This is a genomic window from Flavobacterium procerum (genome assembly GCF_042431625.1).
GTDB lineage: Bacteria > Bacteroidota > Bacteroidia > Flavobacteriales > Flavobacteriaceae > Flavobacterium > Flavobacterium procerum.
On the sequence record NZ_JBHLYW010000001.1, the window covers coordinates 118,393 to 141,708 of the forward strand.

The 23,316-nt window shown below is 34.2% G+C and carries 20 protein-coding genes; 8 read left to right on the plus strand and 12 right to left on the minus strand.

All coding sequences use genetic code 11. The features are described from left to right. Positions 1 to 129: 129 nt before the first annotated feature. Positions 130 to 1,683: a vWA domain-containing protein gene (locus ACFFLS_RS00475; RefSeq protein ID WP_379683840.1), complete on the plus strand. Its 1,554-nt coding sequence runs from the start codon at positions 130 to 132 to the stop codon at positions 1,681 to 1,683. An 85-nt stretch (positions 1,684 to 1,768) separates the two neighbouring features. On the opposite strand, the gene ACFFLS_RS00480 is transcribed toward ACFFLS_RS00475, so the two are convergent. From ACFFLS_RS00480 to ACFFLS_RS00515, 8 genes are all read right to left on the minus strand, one after another. Then, positions 1,769 to 2,515, minus strand: coding sequence for a tetratricopeptide repeat protein (locus ACFFLS_RS00480; protein WP_379683838.1), 747 nt, complete (start codon positions 2,513 to 2,515; stop codon positions 1,769 to 1,771). 108 nt (positions 2,516 to 2,623) lie between these two features. After that, positions 2,624 to 4,372, minus strand: coding sequence for a BatD family protein (locus ACFFLS_RS00485; protein ID WP_379683837.1), 1,749 nt, complete (start codon positions 4,370 to 4,372; stop codon positions 2,624 to 2,626). A 100-nt stretch (positions 4,373 to 4,472) separates the two neighbouring features. Beyond that, positions 4,473 to 5,237 carry a tetratricopeptide repeat protein gene (locus tag ACFFLS_RS00490; protein ID WP_379683836.1) on the minus strand — a complete coding sequence of 255 codons (765 nt, stop codon included), beginning with the start codon at positions 5,235 to 5,237 and terminating at the stop codon, positions 4,473 to 4,475. Positions 5,238 to 5,370: 133 nt separating this feature from the next. Further along, positions 5,371 to 6,396, minus strand: coding sequence for a VWA domain-containing protein (locus ACFFLS_RS00495; RefSeq protein ID WP_379683835.1), 1,026 nt, complete (start codon positions 6,394 to 6,396; stop codon positions 5,371 to 5,373). 85 nt (positions 6,397 to 6,481) lie between these two features. After that, positions 6,482 to 7,483, minus strand: a complete 1,002-nt coding sequence (locus ACFFLS_RS00500; protein ID WP_379683834.1) for a vWA domain-containing protein — start codon at positions 7,481 to 7,483, stop codon at positions 6,482 to 6,484. Then, a complete protein-coding gene (locus ACFFLS_RS00505) occupies positions 7,483 to 9,120 on the minus strand; it encodes a hypothetical protein (protein WP_379683833.1) in 1,638 nt (545 codons plus the stop codon). Before ACFFLS_RS00505 ends, ACFFLS_RS00500 begins: the two co-directional genes overlap by 1 nt. 146 nt (positions 9,121 to 9,266) lie before the next feature. Further along, positions 9,267 to 10,130: a DUF58 domain-containing protein gene (locus ACFFLS_RS00510; RefSeq protein ID WP_379683832.1), complete on the minus strand. Its 864-nt coding sequence runs from the start codon at positions 10,128 to 10,130 to the stop codon at positions 9,267 to 9,269. Between the two features lie 80 nt (positions 10,131 to 10,210). Continuing rightward, positions 10,211 to 11,215 (minus strand): AAA family ATPase, encoded by a 1,005-nt coding sequence (locus ACFFLS_RS00515; protein ID WP_026728274.1) that lies wholly within the window; start codon positions 11,213 to 11,215, stop codon positions 10,211 to 10,213. A gap of 212 nt (positions 11,216 to 11,427) precedes the next feature. Between ACFFLS_RS00515 and ACFFLS_RS00520 the strand changes: the two genes are divergently transcribed. The 3 genes from ACFFLS_RS00520 to ACFFLS_RS00530 all read left to right on the plus strand — a co-directional run bounded on the left by ACFFLS_RS00520 (position 11,428) and on the right by ACFFLS_RS00530 (position 14,447). Next, entirely contained in the window at positions 11,428 to 12,303 is an 876-nt protein-coding gene (locus ACFFLS_RS00520) for an aldo/keto reductase (protein ID WP_379683831.1), read from the plus strand. A gap of 133 nt (positions 12,304 to 12,436) precedes the next feature. After that, a complete protein-coding gene (locus tag ACFFLS_RS00525; protein ID WP_379683830.1) occupies positions 12,437 to 13,192 on the plus strand; it encodes an SDR family NAD(P)-dependent oxidoreductase in 756 nt (251 codons plus the stop codon). 109 nt (positions 13,193 to 13,301) lie between these two features. Next, positions 13,302 to 14,447, plus strand: a complete 1,146-nt coding sequence (locus tag ACFFLS_RS00530; RefSeq protein WP_379683829.1) for an ATP-binding protein — start codon at positions 13,302 to 13,304, stop codon at positions 14,445 to 14,447. 34 nt (positions 14,448 to 14,481) lie between these two features. On the opposite strand, the gene ACFFLS_RS00535 is transcribed toward ACFFLS_RS00530, so the two are convergent. The 3 genes from ACFFLS_RS00535 to ACFFLS_RS00545 all read right to left on the minus strand — a co-directional run bounded on the left by ACFFLS_RS00535 (position 14,482) and on the right by ACFFLS_RS00545 (position 16,120). Then, on the minus strand, positions 14,482 to 14,790 hold the full coding sequence (locus tag ACFFLS_RS00535) for a hypothetical protein (protein ID WP_379683828.1): 309 nt from the start codon (positions 14,788 to 14,790) through the stop codon (positions 14,482 to 14,484). Between the two features lie 11 nt (positions 14,791 to 14,801). Continuing rightward, the gene (locus tag ACFFLS_RS00540; protein ID WP_379683827.1) at positions 14,802 to 15,278 is read right to left on the minus strand and encodes a DUF6932 family protein; all 477 of its coding nucleotides are present in this window, start codon (positions 15,276 to 15,278) and stop codon (positions 14,802 to 14,804) included. A gap of 98 nt (positions 15,279 to 15,376) precedes the next feature. Beyond that, on the minus strand, positions 15,377 to 16,120 hold the full coding sequence (locus ACFFLS_RS00545) for a PdaC/RsiV family protein (protein WP_379683825.1): 744 nt from the start codon (positions 16,118 to 16,120) through the stop codon (positions 15,377 to 15,379). A 169-nt stretch (positions 16,121 to 16,289) separates the two neighbouring features. Here ACFFLS_RS00545 and ACFFLS_RS00550 point away from each other — a divergent pair, with 169 nt between their 5' ends. Next, positions 16,290 to 17,432, plus strand: a complete 1,143-nt coding sequence (locus ACFFLS_RS00550) for a cystathionine gamma-synthase (protein ID WP_379683824.1) — start codon at positions 16,290 to 16,292, stop codon at positions 17,430 to 17,432. A gap of 203 nt (positions 17,433 to 17,635) precedes the next feature. Here ACFFLS_RS00550 and ACFFLS_RS00555 read toward each other — a convergent pair whose 3' ends face one another. Further along, on the minus strand, positions 17,636 to 18,430 hold the full coding sequence (locus ACFFLS_RS00555; protein WP_379683823.1) for a THC0290_0291 family protein: 795 nt from the start codon (positions 18,428 to 18,430) through the stop codon (positions 17,636 to 17,638). Between the two features lie 323 nt (positions 18,431 to 18,753). Here ACFFLS_RS00555 and gdhA point away from each other — a divergent pair, with 323 nt between their 5' ends. The 3 genes from gdhA (at position 18,754) to recO (ending at position 23,301) form a co-directional block, all read left to right on the plus strand. Next, positions 18,754 to 20,097 carry an NADP-specific glutamate dehydrogenase gene (gene gdhA / locus ACFFLS_RS00560; RefSeq protein WP_379683822.1) on the plus strand — a complete coding sequence of 448 codons (1,344 nt, stop codon included), beginning with the start codon at positions 18,754 to 18,756 and terminating at the stop codon, positions 20,095 to 20,097. Between the two features lie 130 nt (positions 20,098 to 20,227). Further along, entirely contained in the window at positions 20,228 to 22,510 is a 2,283-nt protein-coding gene (gene porZ / locus ACFFLS_RS00565; RefSeq protein ID WP_379689098.1) for a type IX secretion system anionic LPS delivery protein PorZ, read from the plus strand. Positions 22,511 to 22,587: 77 nt separating this feature from the next. Continuing rightward, on the plus strand, positions 22,588 to 23,301 hold the full coding sequence (gene recO / locus ACFFLS_RS00570) for a DNA repair protein RecO (protein WP_379683816.1): 714 nt from the start codon (positions 22,588 to 22,590) through the stop codon (positions 23,299 to 23,301). The last annotated feature ends 15 nt before the right edge of the window (positions 23,302 to 23,316 follow it).

Below are 23,316 nucleotides of genomic sequence, written 5' to 3' on the forward strand. Positions count from 1 at the left end.
AAATAATTTTAAATTTTTTGGCACGATTTTGCATACTCGAAAATTGCAAATAATCGTCTCTAGTACATCCGGAATGCTAGTCCTTATTTGAAACCAAAATTTATTTACTAATCTTTAAAAAATTACTTTATGAGAAATTTTAATTTCTTTATGATGGCATTCCTCGTACTTACTATTTTCAGCTGTAAGAAAGTTGATTATGCTGCAGAAGATAACGCAGATGCAAGTGAAATTGCAGTAGCAACAACTGATTCAGTTTTAGGCGAAGAATATATTCCCGAACCCAACACAGAAAGCTATGCAGGACTAGAAGAAAATCCGTTTGAATCGCCGCTTAAAACACCACTTTCAACTTTTTCTATAGATGTTGATAATGCATCTTACACCAATATTCGCCGATTTATTAACGAAGGACAAAAAGTGCCAAAAGATGCTGTTCGTGTTGAAGAAATGATCAATTTTTTCAAATACAAATATCCACAGCCAGACGGTCAGCATCCATTTGCAATTCACACAGAATACAGTGATTGTCCTTGGAATAAAAACAGCCGACTGCTAAAAATTGGTCTTCAAGGAAAAGATGTTCCGATGGAAAATTTGCCAACTACTAATCTGGTTTTTTTAGTAGACGTTTCGGGTTCTATGGATGAACCAAACAAATTGCCATTGTTAAAAGAATCGATGAAAATCTTAGTGAAAGAACTTCGCAGTACCGACAGAGTTTCGATTGTGGTTTATGCAGGTTCGGCTGGCGTCGTTTTGGAACCAACGTCTGGAGAAAACAAAGACGAAATCATGGACGCCTTTGATGAGCTACACGCAGGTGGAAGCACAGCGGGGGGAGAAGGAATTGAACTGGCTTATAAATTGGCACAGGAAAATTTCATTAAAGGAGGAAATAACAGAGTCGTGATAGCTACTGATGGTGATTTTAATGTTGGCGCTTCTACCGATGATGATATGCTGAAATTGATTGAACAAAAAAGAGAATCGGGTGTTTTCTTAACCGTTTTAGGATTCGGAATGGGAAATTATAAAGATTCTAAAATGGAAATTCTAGCCGATAAAGGAAACGGAAATTATGCGTATATCGACAATATTCAGGAGGCAAATCGTTTTCTTGGAAAAGAATTTAAAGGGTCGATGTTCGCTATAGCGAAAGATGTAAAAATTCAAATCGAGTTTAATCCGAATCATGTTCAGGCGTATCGATTGATTGGTTATGAAAACCGAAAACTAAATGCAGAAGATTTTAAAAATGATAAAATTGATGCGGGAGAATTAGGAAGCGGACATTCGGTTACCGCCTTATATGAAATTATTCCAGCAGGTGTTGAGAGTGATTACGTTCCGTCTGACTTAAAATATACCAAAATACAGAAAGTGTCTGAAAATCATAGTGATGAATTGGCTACAGTGAAATTTAGATATAAAAAACCTGATGGCGATAAAAGTATTGAAATAGTAAATGTAATAGCAGATAGGAAAATGAGTCTGGAAAACAGCTCTCCAGATTTCAAATTTGCAACTGCTGTTTCCTGGTTCGGATTAAAATTACGTGACTCAAAATACATTGCCAATACTTCAAGTTCAGAGATTAAAAAACTGGCAAAATCCGGTTTGCAAAATGATGATGAAGGTTACAGAGCAGAGTTTGTACGATTGGTTGATGCAGTAAATTAAAAAGCAAATTTCAAACAATTTAAAATCCCAAATTCCAAAGTAGAGATTGGAATTTGGGATTTTTAAATTGTGAGTATTTTAAAATTTATTTTACTTCTTTGATAGTTGAAGAATCAATCCATCCTTCGGTTCCGTCTGTTAGTTCGATTTTTTTCCAGCTTCCTACTGTTTCTAAAACATAAACTTTTGCTCCTTCATGAAGTAATATTACCGCAGATCCCGCTTTTTGCGGTTCGCTTCTTACTTCGCTCATTTCAGAAAACACAATTGCAGGGCGATCGTTATCAAAATGACTTTTTTCAGACATTCCAGCAGAAACAGTTAGAACTAAGGCAATCAGAAGTATAAACATTCCGATAAAATAAATCCTTTTTAGAAGTGTCAACTGTGAAAAATAATAACCAATAAAAGCCAATAAAAAAACAAAAGCGATTCCGACTGAAATCTTTGCCCAAGTATTATAATCATAAATAGAAGTAAAGTTCTGAATGAGTTTTGCAAATCCCACTTTTGGAACTTCCTTAATTTCGTCTATTGTGAGCTTTTTGGCAAATTTCAGATTGTTTAAAGTCTCTGAATCGTTTGGCTTTAAGACCAAAGCCTTTTCGTAATTGTAAATTGAAGGAGCGACTTTATTGAGTTTATAATAACTGTTTGCAAGATTAAAATACAATTCAGCCGATTCTAGTTTGTCTTCCTTGATGATATTTTCATATACCTGAACAGCTTCCTCATATTTTCCCTTTTGGTATAATGCATTAGCCGATTCAAAACGCCCTTGCGCAAAGAAAACCTGAGAGATTAATAAAAAGAGATAAAGTATATTTTTCATTTTTCTAAAATATTGTAATAAGATCTTCAACTTTGCGGACTTAAATTCGACATAATCTAAATCAATTTTTTGGACTCCCAATAGCTATCAGGATTGCGGTTAAAAAAACTAAACAATCTGCTTTTCAAGTTCAGAAATAATCAAAACAGCTTTGTCGTAATCTTGCTGAATCGACGCACTCGATGCTGGTGCGTATCTCGCAAATTCGCAGTTTTCTGTTAAATTGATAAAATTCTGAACCGTTTCTGGAGTGGCATTTCTTGATAACAGCAATTCTCTGATATTATCTTTACTCATTTCAGAAGTTTCGATATGCAGTTTTGCTTTTAAGAAATTATGCATTGCTTTTTCCAGCGCGATATAAAATGGCTCTTTGTTGTTCAGATGTTTTTTGGCCTGAGACAAGTATTTTTTCGCCAGTTTATTGTTCATTCTAATTCTGTTTCCGGTTACATCACTGTCAAGAGCTTCTTTTTTCTTCTTAGCCAGAATAATCAACGGAATGATTATAAAAGGAGCGAATATTAAACCTAAATACAAATCTGAACCGTAAAAATCATTCTTAGCAATACTTACCAAAGTAGTTTTGGTTTTGATGTATTTAAACTGATCCGTTTTTGTAATCACATTTTTAGATGCTGTCGATGGATTAGCTTCTGCCAACGTTGGTCCGTCAAGAACATCAATCATAATTTCTTTAGAAGTAATGGTTTTATAAGAACCAGAACTTAAATCAAAGTATGAAAACTGCATTGGCTTAATCGCATATTTCCCTTTGTATTGCGGAATTATGGTGTATTTGTCTGAAATTCTTCCAGCCATTCCAGCAAGCGAAGTAGTAACCTGCTCATCGTGTACAGGATCATACATTTCCAATGCATTTGGAACAACAGGTTTTGGAAGTGTAAACAATTTCATATTTCCAGTTCCCTGTGCGCTTACAATTAAATCCAGACTTTCTCCATTTTTTAGAGTAGTCTTAGATGGAGTCACCACAAAGTTGAATTTACCAACTGCGCCAGTAAAACCTTCTGGTTTGCCGCTTTCAGGAAGCGGTCTTACATTTATGGTTTTTGCCCCTGCCGAAACGACTCTGTTGTCTTCGGAAAGAATCATCTGGCCAAACATATCGCGACGATTTGTTGGCATTTGAACACCAATATCGAGTGAAAGCGGTTCTAGTGTCAATTTGCCCGATTTCTGTGGATACAGTATGGTTTTTTTAAGGACTACATAATAACATCTTTGCCCTTGATAACTTCCTTCTTCAAGCGATAATTGTTTGATGTCGATATTCTGATTCCAAAAATCATTGTACTTAGGTTTTGCGAGTTCTTTAAAACCCGTAACATTAATTCCGTTAAAATACAATTTGTAAACTACTGTCATTGGCTCATTTACATACGGATTTGTTTTAGAAGTTTCTGCAACCAATTGCAACAATTCGCTTCCATTGCCACCCTGAGGTCTATCATTTGGATCTCTTTCTTGCGCAACGGCATTAGTAACGGTCACTTTTATCGGAGCAGTTTTGTAGATCTGTCCACTGTATTCTATTGCAGCCTGTTTGATTGTAAGAGAGCCTTTTTTGTCTGGTTGTAAAATATAAGAATATATTTTTTGAAACGAACTTCTTCCGTTTATCCACGACTGGCTGATTTGCTGGCTTGGACCTGCAACAACGTGAAATCCTTCAAAATTTGGCTGGTCGAAGTTATCTCCGTCAACGTTCATGATAAAATCGATTCGAAGTCTTTCGTTTACACCAAGCGTATTTTTGCTGACTCTGGCTTCAAATTGTACTTGAGCCATGAGTCCCTGAAAAGTGAATAGTAATAGAATTAAGTATCTTTTCATTACTTGTTTTATGCAGTATTGTTAACTGTTTTTATAATGTGATTTAGTTTCAAAAAGAGCGCTAAAATAATAATTTAACGTTTAAAAGGGACTTATTATTTTACCAGTCTTTTTCTGCTTTCTTCGGACTGCCTTTTACTTTCTGAGCGTTTACCTTGTCTTGAATTTTCTTTTCTTCATTATTTACTGCATCTAGTAAATTCTGAACACGTTCTTTTGAGATTCCGCCAGGCTGTGGTTTTGGCTCTCCTTTGTTATCAGACTTGTCATCTTTTTTAGGGTCGTTTTTACCGTCTTTTTTATCCTTGTCTTTGTCTCCTTGGTCGTCCTTTTTGTCTTTGTCCTGATCTTTATTTTTATCCTTGTTTTTGTCTTTATCTTTATTTTGATCCTTATCCTTGTCTTTGTTTTTGTCCTTATTTTGGTCGTTTTTCGGAGGATTTTCTTTTAGTTTCTGTTTTGCGTAAGCATAGTTGTAACGCGTTTCATCGTCGGTTGGGTCGTTGCGCAATGCTTCTTTATAAGCTTCAACGGCCTGAGTATAATTTTTCTCTTTCATCAAGACATTTCCAAGATTATGGAAAGCTTTGTGTTTTTCTGGTCTTGTTTTGGCATTTTTTATCGCTTTCGCGTAAGCGTATTTGGCTTCAGAAATCTGATTTTGTCTGTAGATTGTATTTCCTAAATTATACGGAGCTGTAGAACGGCTAGGAAATTGTGATTCCGAAATTCTATAGTTGGCTTCGGCATCAACAAATTTATTCTGCTTATATTCTTCATTTGCCGCAGGCAGTGATTTATCTTTTTTCTGAGCCGTAACAGCAAAAGAAAATAGGAGTAAAATATAAAGAAGTAAATTTTTCATTCTGTTTTTTGTTTTTTTATTTGCCACGAATGGCACCAATTATCACTAATTAGATTGCTTTCATATTTTTATCTCACAAGCCAAAACACTTAATGTTTTCTTTCGTGCAAATTCGTGTAATTAGCGGTAACTTTTATTTTTTTTCGTTAAATAAATTCAACTCTTTTATCCAATTTGTTTTTCTTTCTAAAAGGAAAACATCTGCAAACAATAATAAAAAAGCAAATCCTATAAACCATTGAAACTGCGATTGAAATTCTGCCATCTGCGTAGCTTCGAATTCAGTTTTCTGAATTTTATTTAAAGCATTTTTGATGTATTCCAAAACTTCTTTTGTACTGCCGCCATAAACGTAATCTCCTTTTGCAATTGTTTTTAATCCTTCTTGATTAAGTTTGGTTGTTACGGTTTCTCCGTTTTGGTCTTTTTGATAGCTTCTGATAACGCCGTTTTCTCGCAACGGAATCGTGCCTCCTTTTTCTGTACCAACACCAATTGTAATAATTCTCATTCCTAGTTTGTTGGCTTCTTCGGCTGCTGCTACGGCTCCTTCAGAATGGTCTTCTCCGTCAGAAATTAGAATTAATAATTTGCTGGTTTTGCTCTTTTCATCAAAATATTTTGCCGATAAACGAATCGCTTCGTCAAGTGAAGTCCCCTGAGACGAAACCATATCTGGACTCATGTTCTGTAAATACATTTTGGCAACACCGTAATCTGATGTAATCGGCAATACCGGAAAAGCGCTTCCTGCATATGCTACAATACCAATACGGTCGCTTCCAAGATTATTGATGATTTGCGAAACCAATTGTTTACTTTTCTGAAGACGGCTCGGCGCCACATCTTCGGCTAGCATACTTTTTGAAACATCGACTGCAAAAACGATATCAATACCTTCTCTTTTTACGGTTTCCATTTTGGTTCCAATCTTCGGATTTACGAGTCCGATTATCAGACATAGAATTGCAAGAAGAAGAACAGTTATTTTTAAAACCGGTTTGAAAACTGATTTTTCTGGACTTAGCCTTTTCACCATTTCCAAATCACCAAATTCGCGCTGTTTTTTTCTTTTCCAATACATATTAAAAAGAAAAATACACACCACGATTGGGATAAGTATTAATAGATATAAATATTTTTTTTCGTCTAATTCCATAAATGTTTTAAATTCCAATTTTAAAAATTCCAAATTCCAATTTGTTATTTGGAACTTATGATTGGAATTTTTTATTTTTTCAAAATTAAATGAAGCTTCTGTAAACGGTATTTCTTAAACCAACTTCAAGCACTATTAAAAACAGTGCAAAGACTACAAAAATTCTGAATTTCTCATCGTAATCGTAGAATTTTAATTCTTGGATTTCGGTTGTTTCAAGTTTGTTGATTGCGTTATAGATTTCGGCTAATTTATCGTTGCTTGTTGCTCTAAAATAAGTTCCATCGGTTTTACGGGCAATGCTTTTCATTAACTTTTCGTCAATTTCTACCTTTTGCATTTTAAACATTAAGGTTCCGTTTGGTGCGTAGGCGTATGGAGATGATGCCATACCGTTTGTTCCTAGACCAATTGTATATACTTTTATTCCGTATTGTTTTGCAATATCTGCAGCGGTTTCAGGCTCTATAAATCCTGCATTGTTTACACCATCTGTCAATAATATAATAACGCGGCTTTTTGCTTTACTGTCTTTTAAGCGATTTACGGCCGTTGCAAGTCCCATTCCGATTCCGGTTCCGTCCTGCAGCACGTTGTCGTATTTAATTTCTTTAATCGCTTCAAGAAGTATGGGTTTGTCGCTGGTAACCGGAGTTTTTGTATAAGCTTCAGAAGCATACAAAACAAGTCCGATTCGGTCATTTGGTCTTTCTCCAACAAAGTCTGCGGCTACTCTTTTTAGAGCCTCCATTCGGTTTGGCTTTAAATCTCTTGCCAGCATACTTCCCGAAACGTCAATTGCCATTACAATATCAATTCCTTTCGTTGTTTTAGTCTGATTACTGATGTCTACGGTTCTTGGTCTTGTCAGTGCTATAATTAATGAACTTAATGCGAGAACCCTAAAAACATATAAAGCAGGTTTTAGCTTAGCGAGCAAAGACGGACTGTTTGAAAATCCTGCCGTAGAACTCATTTTCAACGTTGCCGATTGTTGGTTTCTTTTCCAGAAAAACCATCCTCCTACAATTGGAATCAAAAGAAACAACCAAAAGAATTCTGGATTTAAAAAAGTTAGTTTATCCATTAGTTAGTCGCTTTTTTAAGTTCTACAGAATTTAGAATTCTGGTTGTAATGTCGTTTGCATATTTATCACCTTCTTCATGCAAAATTATAATCTGCTGTAATCCTTGTTCTTGTTTAAAAAGAAGGATTTCATAATACGCTTTCATGCTGGTTTTGGTCGTTGGATTCAGGATTGACATCGTTCCATATCCTTTTATTCCCTGAATGCCTTCGTTGGTCTGAAAATCTTCTTGTTTTACAATAATATTCTGTGCGCCTTGAACTTCTATTATTTTTAGAGAACCTTCTAATGCTTTAGACAAATCAATCTCTGTTGGTGTTTTGAACTTACTAGTCGAAACTGCCACGTAGAAATTGTCAATCAAACTTCCGTAGGTAAAAAGCTGCATTTCTTTGATAAGTGCCATAGCTTCTTTTGGAAGCACTTTTTCGGTATCCATTCTTTTTAAAACTTTTGGAGTTTCAATCAGAATACCTGGATTTCCGTATTCGCTTTTTACCCATTCTCCTTCTAATAATTCCTTAGAAGGATGGCCAATAAGATTATCTTTTACATAATTAAAGCCTTTGGTAACTACAAAATAAGTGGTAGTTACAAACAACAATAAAATTACGGCAGCAACAGAATACCCAATTCGTGCATTTCGTTTTTTGAGAAGCTGTGCCTTAATTTGTTTTTGTCTCTGCGCTTCATTCAATAATTGATCTTCAATATCTTCAGGAGCTTCTGTTGGAATCGCATTGTCCAACGTTAAAATTACTTTCTGAATTTTGTTTCTGTCTTCAGTAATTTCAAAATCAAGCGGTTTCGATTTCGCAAATTTTACTAAATCGGCCTGACGCAACACTCGTTCCAGATTTTCGACCGTTTCTGGTGTCAGCACCATTTTTTTCTTGGTCGAAGCTGTTCTGATTCCTTCAATTAATTCTGAAGTCGTGCTTTCCATTGCTGGAATCTGAATAGCTTCTTCAATATAGTTTCGAGCAATATCCGTTAATTCACTATAGTATTCTTTGATTTCACCTTTTTGGACCAATTCTTTTTTCTCCAAGTTATTTAATAAACTGGTCGCTTTTTCGATAGGTGTTTTATAAACTTCTTCTTCAATCTTTTTGAGCTGACGTTTTTTAACATACCAATAAACAAAAACGCCAATTCCGATAATAACTACAGTAATCAAAACATAAATCCACCAAGTTCCCATTCCTTGGTCAACTGAGGCAATGTCTTTGATGTCATACATTTTTTGCTGTAAAGTATCCACTTTTACATTGGCAACTTCAACTTTGATAGAATCAGAAAAGAAAGGTTTTTTGTCAATCAAAATCTTTATACTCGGAATTACGTATTTTCCAGAATCAAACTGAGTTAAACCGTATTTTTTGATAAGCTCGTAATTAGTCGCATCTTTCTTAACGGTGTCAATCGGATAAGATTGAATTACTTCTAAAGCACCGATATTTTTTAGCTTGGGAAATTCAACTTTTGATGTTGAAGTCACAACCGTTTTTAGTGTTAGTTTAAACTCTGCACCAATTTTGTTTTTTGTGGTATCAATGCTTGTTTCTACTGGTTTCTGCTGTGCAAAAATTAGAGTAGAAAAGAGAAATAAAAATATATAAAGTTTAAATTTCATTTGATTTGGATTTCAGATTTTAGTCTAAAATGAAAGCTTAAAAAAGATTGTAATGAAGCAGATTTAAGCGAATTTGTATTTTTTAATTTTTGCAGAATTTATCTTTTTAATTTGAAATAATCTAAAGTCTAAAATCTGCAATTGTTTTATCTTGATTTAAAATAACCTAATAGTTTAGTAACGTAATTCTCATCAACTCTAGTGTTGACAATTCCTGCTCCAGATTTACGGAAAGTATCTTTAAAGTAGTTCAATTTTTCCTGATAATGCTTCTCATAATTCATACGAACTGCTTTTGAACCTGTATCAACCAATTGAATATTCCCTGTTTCGGCATCCATCATCGGTACCATTCCTAGATTTGGAATTCTTTCTTCACGGATATCGTACACGCGAACTCCCGTAATATCATGTTTTTTTGAAGCGATTTTTAAAGTATGCTCGTAAGCATCAGCCATAAAATCGGAAATCATAAAAATGATCGCTTTCTTTTTCTGGGTTCCCGACAAAAACTTCAGAGCTTGTGCAATATCAGTTTTATGACTTTTTGGCTCAAATTCGATTAATTCACGAATGATGCGAAGCACATGCGAACGTCCTTTTTTGGGCGGAATATATAATTCTACTGTATCAGAAAATAAGATCAATCCAATTTTGTCATTATTCTGTGTAGCCGAAAAAGCCATCGTTGCCGCAATTTCGGTTACGATGTCTTTCTTGAATTGATTTTTAGAACCAAAAGATTCCGAACCCGAAATATCGACCATTAAAACCATGGTCAATTCGCGTTCTTCTTCAAATACTTTAACGTGAGCTTCGTTGTAGCGTGCGGTTACATTCCAATCGATATTACGAATATCATCTCCGTATTGGTATTGACGTACCTCGCTAAACGTCATTCCTCGTCCTTTAAATGAAGAGTGGTATTCTCCCGAAAAGATATGATTGCTCAGTCTTTTGGTTTTGATTTCTATTTTCCGTACTTTTTTTAAAAGCTCTTTTGTATCCATTCTATTTGTTTAAAGTTTAAAGTTTAAAAGTTTCAAGTTTGCCTTGCAACAACTTGAAACCTGAAACCTGAAACAAATTTTTAAGGTACCTCAATCTCGTTAACGATTTTGTTGATAATGTCTACAGAAGTAATGTTTTCTGCTTCTGCTTCGTAAGTGATTCCAACTCTGTGACGTAAAACATCGTGAACAACGGCACGAACGTCTTCTGGAATTACATAACCACGACGTTTGATGAAAGCATAACATTTTGCAGCATTAGCCAAGTTGATACTTCCACGAGGAGAAGCTCCAAAACTGATAAGCGGTTTTAAATCGGCTAATTTGTATTTTTCTGGATAACGAGTAGCAAAAATGATATCCAAGATATATTTCTCGATTTTTTCATCCATATAAACTTCACGAACCGCTTCCTGCGCACGTAAAATCTGATCTACAGAAACTACAGGATTTACTTTTTCGTAAGTTCCTTTTAAGTTCTGACGAATTACAAAACGCTCTTCATCAATTTTTGGATAATCAATTACCGTTTTTAGCATGAAACGGTCAACCTGTGCTTCTGGTAATTGATAAGTACCTTCTTGCTCCACAGGGTTTTGAGTTGCTAATACTAAAAATGGGCGATCTAACTTGAAAGTAGTGTCACCAATTGTAACTTGTTTTTCCTGCATCGCCTCCAATAATGCTGACTGCACTTTTGCTGGAGCACGGTTAATCTCATCGGCAAGTACGAAATTGGCGAAAATTGGTCCTTTTTTAATTGAGAATTCGTTTGCTTTAATGTTGTAAATCATGGTTCCGATAACATCGGCAGGTAATAAATCCGGAGTAAACTGGATACGGCTGAAAGAACCCTGAACTGCTTGAGAAAGCGTATTGATGGCTAAAGTTTTTGCCAAACCAGGAACTCCTTCCAGTAAAATATGCCCTTGTCCAAGTAATCCGATTAATAGACGCTCGACCATATGTTTCTGACCCACAATAACTTTGTTCATTTCCATTGTAAGAAGGTCTATAAAAGCACTTTCTCTTTCAATTTTTTCATTTATCGCTCTAATGTCTAAAGTCGTTGTATTTTCTTCCATATAAATATTTTTAAAACCTTGATTTTAACGCCTAATTTTTGAGAGTGCAAATTGACTATTTTTTGATAAGTAAGATGTTAAAGAATGGTTAAAACTTCGACCAATGACCTAATTTTAAGGACTAATTGTGAATCTATTTTTATATTTTTAAGAACTTTGATGATTATGTTTTATCACAGCATAATTATTACCAAAAATAACGCATAACTATTATGAGCAAAACAGTCTTATCGCCTATAATTTCGGGCACAATGAATTGGGGAGTTTGGGATAAAAACCTTACAACCAAAGAAATGGAGAATATGATACAGGTAAGTATCGAAAACAAAATCACAACTTTTGACCACGCCGATATTTACGGATCTTATACCACCGAAGCTGATTTCGGAAAAGCTTTTCACGCTAGTAAAATTGATCGTGAAAAATTACAGTTAATTACCAAATGCGGTATTCAGATGATTGCCGAAAAACGTCCTCAGAACAAAATCAAACATTATGATTATTCTAAGGATTACATTATTAAGTCTGTTGAGAGTTCTTTAAAAAATTTAAAAACAGATTATGTGGATGTCTTTTTGCTTCACAGACCAAGTCCGTTAATGCAGGCCGACGAAATCGCAGAAGCTGTTGAGAAGCTGAAAGGAGAAGGTAAAATTATTGATTTCGGACTTTCAAACTTTACAAGTTCTCAAACGGAACTAATTCGCCAGAAAACAGAAGTCAGTTACAATCAAGTGCAGTTTTCCGCAACACATTACGAAGCAATGACTGACGGAAGTTTGGATTATATGCAGACTAACGGAATTCGTCCTTTATCTTGGAACCCGCTAGGAACTGTTTTTAGAGAAGATACAAAACAGACTCGCCGTTTGAAAAAACTGTTTTCAACTTTATTGGAGAAATATCACTTAGGTGCCGATACACTTTTATTATCATGGATTTTAAAACATCCTGCAAAAGTAATTCCAATCGCTGGAACTGTAAATATTGCTAGAATTCAATCTCTGTCAAAAGCAATTGAATTAGATATGGACACAGAAGACTGGTTTGCAATCTGGACAGAAAGTATGGGCGACGATGTGCCTTAATTTTTGGTGTTCAGTTTACAGTTTTTTAGTGTTCAGCTAAAAACATAAAAAAATATTAGCCACAGATTAAAAGAATTAAAAGGATTTTTTAATCTGTGAGAATCTCTTAATCTGTGGCAAAAATGAAAAGACAATGAAAAAAACAGTTTTAATTACTGGTGCCACAAGTGGAATTGGAAAAGCAACTGCGCAGATTTTGGCAGAAAACAATTATAAAGTGATTCTTTGCGGAAGACGTAAAGATCGTTTAGAAGAACTTCAAAAAGAACTTTCTGTTTTTACAGAAGTGCATGCATTGGCATTTGATGTTCGCGATAAAGAAGATGTTCTGCAAAAAATAGGTTCTTTACCAAACGATTTTGCGAGAATCGATGTTTTAATCAATAACGCAGGAAATGCCCACGGTTTAGATCCAATTCAAAATGGAGATTTAGACGATTGGGATGCGATGATTGATATTAATGTAAAAGGACTTTTGTATGTTTCAAAAGCGATAATTCCGCAAATGGTTGAAAGACAATCGGGACATATTATCAATATTGGTTCAACTGCTGCGAAAGAAGTTTATCCGAACGGAAATGTGTATTGCGGTTCTAAACATGCCGTTGACGCTATTACAGCAGGAATGCGAATTGACTTGAATCCGTATGGAATTAGAGTAGGTGGAATTCATCCAGGAATGGTCGCTACAGAATTCAGCGAAGTCCGTTTTAAAGGTGATGCAGAAAGAGCTGCAAATGTTTACAAAGGATTTGATCCATTAAAAGCAGAAGATATTGCAGATATTATTCACTTTGTGATTTCAAGACCCTATCATGTAAACATTGCCGATTTGGTTGTTATGAGTACGGCTCAGGCTTCTTCGACAATCGTCAAGAAAAATATTTAAATAAAAATTGAATGTAGAGACGCACAGTAGTGCGTCTTTTTTTTAATTTTAAGTTTTAATAAATTAAATTAGTGCGAATTAGTGCAATTCGCAGCAAAATAAAATCGACATGATTAATAAACGCCTTTTAATTAAAAATCTTCTAGCTCATAACGACGAAAGTAGTTTTTATGATAAAAAAAGGCAATTGAATCTGCATTCGAGAGAAGGAAAAGGAAAATTCTTAAAACATATCTGTGCGCTTTCGAATTCTAATCCAAACAATAATTCTTATATCGTGGTTGGGGTAGAAGATCAGGATAATGAAATTGTCGGGGACGATTTCTTCGATGACAGCCGAATTCAGAATCTAGTCAATGCTTTTTTAGAAAATCCTCCAAAAATTCAATACGAAAACGTCCCTTTTCCAAATCTTCCAAAAGACAAAGTAATCGGTTTGGTTACTATAAAGCCTAAAAGTAAAATCTCTTACTTTAAAAAAGGAATTCATACCATTTTAGCAAATAGTGTTTTTATAAGACGAGGTAGTAATTCTATTCCGCTAGAAGAACACGAAGTAATTGAAAAAAACAATCAAAACACAGAAACAGTAATCGGAATTGAAAATAATTCCCGAAACAGCATTCAGTACACTTTAGATGGCGTTATAGATTTTATGAATTTCAGACATAAAGATATGGCTCCTAAATATCGAGTTTTTAAAGAATTGTTTGTAATCTGCTGGGCTGGCGTTCCTAAAAAAATGCGCGATAAAACTTTTCTTTCCAGAGTTGACATTGAGTTGATAAATGAGCAGATTAAGCTTTTTTATTCTGCTCAAGATGTGGTTACTATCGAATATAATGATGATACTTTTACCATTACAGAATATGTCCCTTTGGGTTTAAATGACAAAACGAGTTATTATCCGTTAGAAGAGCAAACGATTCATTTTTTTGATAATGGTTATTATAAAATTGACCGTCAAATGTTTTTTCAGCCTCCAGAATTCAACCGAAAAATGTTGTATCATATTTATAACTCCAATATGGCGCTTCTCAACAAACTGCAAAAAGAAATTGCATTGTCAGAACGTGAAATGAAAGATTTAGAAAATCTTCCGTCGACTTTTATGATCTGTTATCTGAACGGTTTCGAAGATGCAAGACAGAAACTGATTGACGCCAAATTGCTGCTTAAACCTTATTCTCATGTTTATTCTTCTTTTAAGGAAGCATTACGAGTTTTGAGAAAAATGAAGTATGATATCCAGTGAGGAGAGGTTCTGTGCTGAGTTTTTTTTCAAGTGTCTAACTGTAATTTTCAATGAAAACATTCTCAATTTTTTTCAGATTATCATTTTCACCGAACTTTAAATGATTAATTTCATTAACATAAAACTTTTCAATAAATAGCTTTATGATGTACATGACTTCAGTTCTGTTATCACTATTTGTTAAAAGCTCTTTTACCAAATAATTACTAAGTTTTAATTTTTGATTCTGATATTGATTTGACATTAAACTCGAATCTGAATTTTCATGTAAAGAGATCATTTTATCAACCTTATCAATTTCTTCAATTAAATCTAGTATGTGATATAATTTGTTGTCTTTCATTGCGATATGAATTAAAATTTAATTTCTAAAAAACCTTTAGATAATCTGTTTCCCCTAATTCGTCTGGTTTTTGTAAATCGATCAAGCCAATATGCTTTATCACTTATATATCTGAAATTATTATTGTGATTTTCTGGATAGACTTCAATTATATACGCATCGACACCGTAAATTTTTTCTGAATTTGGAAATATGAAGTCATTTAATTTTGACCCTAATTCTAAAACAATATTGTAATCCAAAAATGTTACTAAATCAATGTCTCCAGGATTTGTCTTTTTAGTGACAAATGATCCATTTATCCATTGATGTAAAATGTCTAAATTACATACTTTTTTGAAATCTTGATTATATTTAACATAAGCTTCAAATATCTCTTTTCTTTGAATTGTAGGTATCTTTGTTACAAATTCATTTTTAAACTCTTGAACTGTTGATGCAATTTTATGATTAGGAACTAAAAGGCCTGAATTATTAAATGTTAGCATTTACAAATTGATTTAAACAAAATCAAAATTAGCAAAAAAACATTATTGTAAGAATTTTAATATTTTTTATTTAAATAGAATTTTTTTAAACTTCATTTCTATTTGAATTTCAAATATTTACCCACAGTATCATAAGAAAATAAAACATCTTTAGGGCCGTCGGCGTAGGAAGCGGCTTCATACGAGTTGTAATATAAAAGAAGGCCTTCGCTGGTATAAAAAATGTTTTGCGGAAGCTGAAATTTATCATTTTCAAACATTAAGCCTGTTGCGTTGATGTTGGCTTTTTCCGGAATTTGATATTTTGCTCGGAAAGCTTTTTCGGCGAAAGCCTTAAATTCTTTTTCGTTTTTAAAAAGCTGATCATTAGAAATGGCTTTTCCGGTTTTAGGATTAAATAGCAAAGAGCGATATCCTTGATAACCGTGGGCGCCTCCAGTAAAAGTATAATGATCTAAACGTATATTTAAAATCTGCTCAGATTCAAATTCTATATTGCCTTTTATTTTTGCTTCCCAACCGAAAGTTTCAGTTGGAAATTTTTTATGCATTTCTTCATAAGATTTTATAAAAGAAACCGCAAGAATCTTATAATTGTTTGCTTTGATAGAATCTTCTTCAAAGTAAACAATCTCTTTTATTACATTAAATACTTTTTTGTTGATGCTGTCCGAAATGGTTTTTTTGTTTTTTGCAATCGGAATTTCCATTGATATTGTTGGACAGTCTTTATCACACGGAATAGTTGACTTCTCTTCAAATGCCTCGTTTTCAAATGAAAGTTCTTTCTCGCAGCCTGTAAACAGCAGCAGCAAAAAGATAAAAAATGGATATTGTTTCATGTCACGAAATGTTAATTATATAAAAAGATAAAGAAGAGGAGCTAAAACAAATTAAATTAAAAGGTAAATTTGTATTTTAAAATTACGATTTTTAAAACATAAATCAAAAAAACTGCGAATATCTACAAATTTGCTGAAAACAAAACTTTAAAAAATAAATTTTATTTATATGAAATTCAATACAAAAGTGATACACGGAGGGCAGCATCACGATCCATCAACGGGGGCAGTTATGCCACCTGTTTATCAAACGTCTACATTTGTACAAACAAGCCCCGGAAAACCTTTGGCAGATTATGAGTACAGCCGTGCTTCAAATCCGACTCGAACTGCTTTAGAAGATGCACTGGCAAGTATAGAAAACGGTACTCGCGGATTGGCTTTTTCTTCTGGTCTTGCTGCAACAGATTGCGTTTTAAGGTCGTTTAAGGCAGGTGACGAAATCATTGCAATGGATGATCTATACGGCGGTACATACAGAATGTTTTCGAGAATTTATAAAGATTCAGGAATCAAATTTCATTTTGTAGATATGACTGATATCGCAAAATTGAAGGATTTAATTAATGAAAACACCAAATTGATCTGGGTAGAAACACCTACAAACCCATTGATGAAATTGGCAGATATTGAAGAAGTTGCTAAAATTACCAAAGAGAAAAATATTCTTTTGGCGGTTGATAATACTTTTGCGACTCCATATTTGCAGAAACCACTCGATTTGGGCGCAGATATTGTTATGCATTCTGCAACTAAATATTTAGGAGGTCATTCTGATGTGATTGCTGGAGCTTTAATCGTAAAAGATTCGGCATTAGGCGATCAATTGCATTTTCAACAATTTGCAACTGGAGCAACACTCGGGCCAATGGATAGCTTTTTGGTTTTAAGAGGAATCAAAACGTTGGCTTTACGAGTGCAGAGACATTGTGAAAACGGAGAAAAAGTGGTTGAATACCTAAGTAAGCATCCTAAAATAAAAACGGTTTATTATCCGGGATTAGAAAGCCATCCATTTCACGAAATTGCGAAAAAACAAATGAAAGCTTTTGGCGGAATGGTTTCTTTTGATTTTAAATCAGGGAAAAAAGAAGATTCGATTGCGTTTTTAGAGAAACTGAAGGTATTTACATTGGCAGAATCTCTTGGAGGAGTAGAATCTCTTGCAAATCATCCTGCTTTAATGACGCATGCTTCTATTCCCGCCGATAAAAGAGCCGAAGTTGGTATTACCGATGATTTGGTTCGCTTAAGTGTCGGTATTGAAGATGCAGAAGATCTAATTGCCGATTTAGAACAAGCTCTTTTTTAAGAAAGAAATTCCAGTAAAACTAAAATCCCAAATTCCAATCTTAAATATTTTGGAGTTTGGGATTTATTCTTTTTAATTCTTCAGCATTAGAATTTTAGTAAATGTGTTTTTTCTAATAATAAAGGGAAAATGCAAAAAATCCCAAATTCCAGTTTTACTTATTTTGGAATTTGGGATTTTTTATATTGGTATTTAAAATACTTTTAGAATTCTAAGTAGTAAATGTATCCGAAGTTAAACCAAACTTGCCAGTCATTTGATTTGTTTTCTTTGTAAATATCTTTGTTAGGATTTAATCCGTCAATCCAGTCTGAGTTGAACATCTGAAAACGTGTTTCAAACATTAAATCACTCATTGTTGTAATTTTGTAATGAATACCAACAGCTCCCGTTGCAGATAAAGCAAAACCATTTTCAGAAGAAAATCCATGTGCACGCCCATCAGACGGTGTTAGATATTTTCCTGGAGTTACAGTAGGAAGAGCTAAATCTCCTAAGTTTGAAGAAATTTTTGCTGAATAATAGTTTGCCTGAAAACCTATTGCAAAATAAGGGCTAAAACCACCAATTGTGTTTTCAAAATCATGAATTTTCATGAAAGGAGAAAATTCTAACTGTGCTCCAAGTCCTAAAACTGTAGAGTTTGCTCTTACTGCTTTTAACTGCTGTGCAAATAAGCCATCTGGCTTTTTCTCAACCCAGTCTCCATAATGTTTGAGGTTTGTTCTGCTGAAAGAAAGATCAGATCTTACTTTAAAATGTTCTGTAAAAAAACTTTCGCGGTTATTGGCCGCCGAAAAGTTAATGAAGTGCATAATTCCAACCCCAAAACCAGAGTTTCCAATATTGGTGTCAACATTGTGTCGTTGACCAAAATCAGATTGAAGGGTTACTGGTCCTGCATATATTCCTATCTCATAGGCTAGGTCAGATTGGGCAGTTGCCGCGGTCGATATACCAAATAAGGCAAATAATGTGATAAATAGGTGCTTAGGCATTTTTTAGGGCTTACAAATCTTGGCAAATATATAAAAAACATATTCGAATCAAAATATTAAATCACTCTATTAGAAAATAAGTATCAAAATACTTAATTTACTAATTTTAACGCTGATTTTTGCGTGTAAAGACCTACATGCAAAATGCATTTTTTCTGAATGTTTGAAAATTACACAAATCGACAGTAAAAACGGAAAAATATAACAACTAATTGTATTTTGCGCTATCTTTGTACGTTAAAACGAAAACGTTTTCTTAATTGAGGTTTTTATTTAATTTGAGTAAAAATTTAAACTAAATCAGTCGAATAATTTATTTCACAATGGAACAAAAAATAAATGAATTTATGGCTCTTGTTGAGTCAAAAAATCCAAATGAACCGGAATTTCTTCAAGCCGTAAGAGAATTTGCAGAAACTGTAATTCCATTTATTGCGGAGCGAAAAAAATACGATGGTAAAAATCTTCTTTTGAGAATTGCCGAACCAGAGAGGTCTATAATCTTTAGAGTTCCATGGGTTGATGATAAAGGAGAAATTATCGTAAACAGAGGTTTTAGAATTCAGATGAATTCTGCAATCGGACCTTATAAAGGTGGAATCAGATTTCATCATACCGTAAATTTATCGGTTTTAAAATTCCTTGCTTTTGAGCAAGTTTTCAAAAACAGTTTGACAACACTTCCAATGGGCGGTGGAAAAGGTGGTTCTGATTTTGATCCAGAAGGAAAATCTGATGGAGAAATCATGCGTTTCTGCCAGTCTTTCATGACTGAATTGTGTCGTCATATCGGACCAGATCTAGACGTTCCTGCTGGAGATATCGGAGTTGGTGCAAGAGAAATCGGTTATTTGTTCGGACAATACAAAAGAATTAGAAATGAGTTTACTGGAGTTCTAACGGGAAAAGGACTTGCGTATGGAGGTTCGCTTATTAGACCAGAAGCTACAGGATACGGAGTAGTGTATTTTACAGACCAGATGCTACGTACTATCGGGCAAGATATAAAAGGTAAGACAGTTGCTATTTCAGGATTTGGAAATGTTGCTTGGGGAGTGGCGCTAAAAGTAAATGAACTTGGCGGAAAAGTTGTTACCATTTCTGGACCAGACGGATATATATATGATGAAGAAGGAATTTCTGGAGATAAAATTGAGCACATGCTCGAAATGAGAGCCAGCGGTGATAACAGAGCCGAAAGATATTTAGAAAAATATCCTAATGCCGTTTTCCATAAAGGAAAAAGTCCATGGGAAGTAAAAGTAGATATCGCGATTCCTTGCGCTACTCAAAATGAGTTGAATGGAGAAGATGCTAAGAAATTAATCGATAATGGCGTTTTGTGTGTAACAGAGGCAGCGAATATGCCTTCTACATTAGATGCTATTAAACTTTTCTTAGATAATAAAGTATTGTTTGCTCCAGGTAAAGCAGCCAACGCAGGTGGTGTTGCGGCTTCTGGATTAGAAATGACACAAAACTCTATTCGTCTTAACTGGACAAGTGAGGAAGTAGATTTAAGATTAAAAGAGATTATGGTCGGAATTCATAATCAATGTAAAAAATACGGTGCAGAAGAAGATGGATATGTAAATTACGTAAAAGGCGCAAACATTGCCGGATTCGTAAAAGTGGCCGATGCTATGCTTGCTCAGGGTGTAGTTTAAAATTTAATTGCAATGATGAAATGCCTTCAATTATCAATAAGATAATTCGAAGGCATTTTTTTATTTACGGCAGAACAAAAATTAAATAATGCCGTTTGTAGTATATTTGTCTATCCGAATATAATAAATGATGAAGAGAAAAATTTTCTGTGTTTTGTTTTCAATTCTGTTTCAGTTTTGCTGGGCACAAAATAAATTGTCATGGCAAGGCTATTTTTCATTTAATGAAATCAAAGACATTTCGCAGTCATCGAACACGGTTTTTGCTGCTTCAGAAAATGCACTGTTTTCAAAAAATATAGCTTCTAATGTCCAAAAAGCAATTACAACCATAGATGGACTTTCGGGACAGACCATCGCCGCGGTTTATTACAGCGAAGCCTTTAAAAAAACAATTATCGGTTACGAAAACGGATTAATGATTGTGATTAATGAAGAGGATGGAAGCATTCTTAAAAAAGTAGATATTATTAATAAGCAGCTTCCTGCTGATGTGAAGAAAATTAATCATTTTATGGAATATAACGGATTTGTTTATGTTTCATGCGATTTCGGAATTGTGCAATTTAATTTGAATACGCTACAGTTTGGAGATACATATTTTATTGGAGATAACGGTGCAGAAGTCAACGTAAGGCAAACGGCTTATTTTAATGGATTCATATATGCAGCAACTTCGAACGGTATCAAACGAGCAGACAGTACGAATCCGAATTTGATTGATTTTAATAGATGGATTTTGGTCAACTCAGGAAATTGGTCAGGAATAGAAAATTTGGATACAGAACTTATCGCAGTAAATACTTCGGGTTATATTCATCGGTACAATTCAAATACATTTGTAGGTTTTTTGCAATTGCCTCAAGCTGCTGTAGATTTACGTGCTGTAAATCATAATTTGTTTGTCACAACACCAAGTGTGGTTTATGTGTATAATAATCAAATGATTCAGAGTCGTCAGATTGCAAATCTTCAGATTTTGGATAATAATCTGAATTTTACCTGTGCAGCCAGCGTCGGAAGTCAGATTTTCATTGGAACCAAAGAAAAAGGGCTTTTTTCTTCTGCTCTTACGGGAAATGCGGTTTTTGAAAACAATACACCAAGCGGACCAGCGCGGAATAATATTTTTTCGTTAGATGTTACCTCAAATGTGCTTTGGGCAGTTTACGGTGATTACGATACTTTTTACAATCCGTATCCTTTAGATAGTTATGGAGTGAGTAAATACAATACTTCGGGTTGGCTTAATATTCCTTATAGTGAAGTTTATGATGCGCAGTCAATTGGTAAGATTCTTGTTAATCCGTCTAATGAAAATCAGGTTTACGCAAGTTCTTTTTTTTCGGGTTTATTGAGGATTGAAAATGATGTTCCGAATTTTTTGTACAATGAAAAGAACAGTGGCTTAGAAAGTCTCACAACAACAGATCCAAATTATATTGACGTTCGTATCAACGGAACTGTTTTTGATAAAACAGGAAATCTCTGGGTAACCAACAGCAGAGTCAAAAATGGCCTAAAACTTCTCAGGACCAACGGACAATGGCAGAGTTACGCCATTAGCACGATTTTAAACAGTCCAGAGTCTACGAATTATGGTAATATCGTAATTGATAAAAATAACACAAAATGGATTGCGACTAGTAATAATGGTGTGATTGCCTTTAATGAAAGCGGCAATACATTCAAAAAGATAACTTCGGGAACCGATACCGGTAATCTTCCGACAGATAATGTCAGAGCTGTCGCAATTGATGCAAAAGACCAATTGTGGATAGGAACTGGAAAAGGTTTAAGGGTTTTGTCGAATATTGGAAGTTTTCAGAACGATGCGCAGCTCAAAGCAAATTCGATTATTATAATGGAGGATAATCTAGCTCAGGAATTGTTGTATGAGCAGTTTATCACTTCGATAGTAGTTGATGGTGCCAATAACAAATGGATTGGAACGGCAGATTCTGGTGTTTTTATGGTTTCGCCAAATGGTCAAGAAACCAAATATCATTTTACGATCAATAATTCTCCTCTTCCAAGCAATGTTATTAATGATATTAAAATAAACAGCAAAACTGGCGAAGTATTTATTGCAACCAGTAAAGGAATGATTTCTTTTGGAGGAATTGCAACAAGCGCCAATGACGACTTAAGCAATGTTTATGTGTATCCAAATCCAGTAAGGCCAACTTATACGGGTACTGTTAAAGTGGCTGGCTTGATTGATAAGGCTAATATTAAAATTACAGATATTGAAGGGAATCTGGTTTACGAAACAACATCAGAAGGCGGAACAATAGAATGGGATACAACTGCTTTTGGAAGATATAAAGTTTCTTCAGGAGTTTACATGATTTTTATTTCCGCGCAAGATGGTGGCGAAACAAAAGTCAAAAAAGTAATGATTATTCGTTAGTAATTTAGTATTCAGTATTCAGTGTTCAGTTTGAAAACTTGAAACCTGAAATTTCAAACAAAAAAAACAAAAATCTTTTGCAAGTCAAAACAAAAGCAATAGTAATTTCGTCCTTAAAATTTCAGGAAAAAAGCCTGATTGTAAAGTGCTTTACGCTTTCAAGCGGACTGAAATCTTACTTTGTACGCGATGCTTTTTCGAGCCGAAAAGCAAGTCAGAAGATTGCTTATTTTCAGCCGTTCTCAATTTTAGAAATCGAAGCCATTCATAAAAACAAAGGCACTTTAGAGAATTTTAAGGAAATAAAAACGGCCGTTCCGTTTCAGACTATTCATACCGATGTTGTGAAAAGTACGATGGTGATGTTTCTTTCAGAAATGCTTCATTATTCTATTCAAGAAGAAGAGAAGAACGAGCAGCTTTTTCTGTTTTTAGAAACAGCGTTGACTTGGTTGGATCATCATGATGAAATTTCAAATTTTCATTTAATCCTGCTTATAGAAATTACAAAATATCTTGGTTTTTATCCAGAGGTATCAAATGTTGATCTTCCTTTTTTTGAAATGAATGAAGGCGTTTTTACGCTTTTTCAGAATGGAAATGTATTGTCTGAACACGAAACCAATTTGTTTAAAAAGCTATTGGAATTAAAATTCGATAACAATCAAAAAGTCTTTCATGTTGTAGAAAGGCAAGTTCTTCTGAAAGTTATAATTGATTATTACAGCCTTCATCTAGAAGGATTCAAAAAACCTAAATCTTTAGAGATTTTAAAAGAAGTTTTCTCTTAAATAGACCAAAAGCAC

Bases quoted from the DNA above. Each gene is read 5' to 3' on its own strand.
- ACFFLS_RS00475 (WP_379683840.1), top strand. From the start codon at position 130: ATGAGAAATTTTAATTTCTTTATGATGGCATTCCTCGTACTTACTATT.
- ACFFLS_RS00480 (WP_379683838.1), bottom strand. From the start codon at position 2,515: ATGAAAAATATACTTTATCTCTTTTTATTAATCTCTCAGGTTTTCTTT.
- ACFFLS_RS00485 (WP_379683837.1), bottom strand. From the start codon at position 4,372: ATGAAAAGATACTTAATTCTATTACTATTCACTTTTCAGGGACTCATG.
- ACFFLS_RS00490 (WP_379683836.1), bottom strand. From the start codon at position 5,237: ATGAAAAATTTACTTCTTTATATTTTACTCCTATTTTCTTTTGCTGTT.
- ACFFLS_RS00495 (WP_379683835.1), bottom strand. From the start codon at position 6,396: ATGGAATTAGACGAAAAAAAATATTTATATCTATTAATACTTATCCCA.
- ACFFLS_RS00500 (WP_379683834.1), bottom strand. From the start codon at position 7,483: ATGGATAAACTAACTTTTTTAAATCCAGAATTCTTTTGGTTGTTTCTT.
- ACFFLS_RS00505 (WP_379683833.1), bottom strand. From the start codon at position 9,120: ATGAAATTTAAACTTTATATATTTTTATTTCTCTTTTCTACTCTAATT.
- ACFFLS_RS00510 (WP_379683832.1), bottom strand. From the start codon at position 10,130: ATGGATACAAAAGAGCTTTTAAAAAAAGTACGGAAAATAGAAATCAAA.
- ACFFLS_RS00515 (WP_026728274.1), bottom strand. From the start codon at position 11,215: ATGGAAGAAAATACAACGACTTTAGACATTAGAGCGATAAATGAAAAA.
- ACFFLS_RS00520 (WP_379683831.1), top strand. From the start codon at position 11,428: ATGAGCAAAACAGTCTTATCGCCTATAATTTCGGGCACAATGAATTGG.
- ACFFLS_RS00525 (WP_379683830.1), top strand. From the start codon at position 12,437: ATGAAAAAAACAGTTTTAATTACTGGTGCCACAAGTGGAATTGGAAAA.
- ACFFLS_RS00530 (WP_379683829.1), top strand. From the start codon at position 13,302: ATGATTAATAAACGCCTTTTAATTAAAAATCTTCTAGCTCATAACGAC.
- ACFFLS_RS00535 (WP_379683828.1), bottom strand. From the start codon at position 14,790: ATGAAAGACAACAAATTATATCACATACTAGATTTAATTGAAGAAATT.
- ACFFLS_RS00540 (WP_379683827.1), bottom strand. From the start codon at position 15,278: ATGCTAACATTTAATAATTCAGGCCTTTTAGTTCCTAATCATAAAATT.
- ACFFLS_RS00545 (WP_379683825.1), bottom strand. From the start codon at position 16,120: ATGAAACAATATCCATTTTTTATCTTTTTGCTGCTGCTGTTTACAGGC.
- ACFFLS_RS00550 (WP_379683824.1), top strand. From the start codon at position 16,290: ATGAAATTCAATACAAAAGTGATACACGGAGGGCAGCATCACGATCCA.
- ACFFLS_RS00555 (WP_379683823.1), bottom strand. From the start codon at position 18,430: ATGCCTAAGCACCTATTTATCACATTATTTGCCTTATTTGGTATATCG.
- gdhA (WP_379683822.1), top strand. From the start codon at position 18,754: ATGGAACAAAAAATAAATGAATTTATGGCTCTTGTTGAGTCAAAAAAT.
- porZ (WP_379689098.1), top strand. From the start codon at position 20,228: ATGAAGAGAAAAATTTTCTGTGTTTTGTTTTCAATTCTGTTTCAGTTT.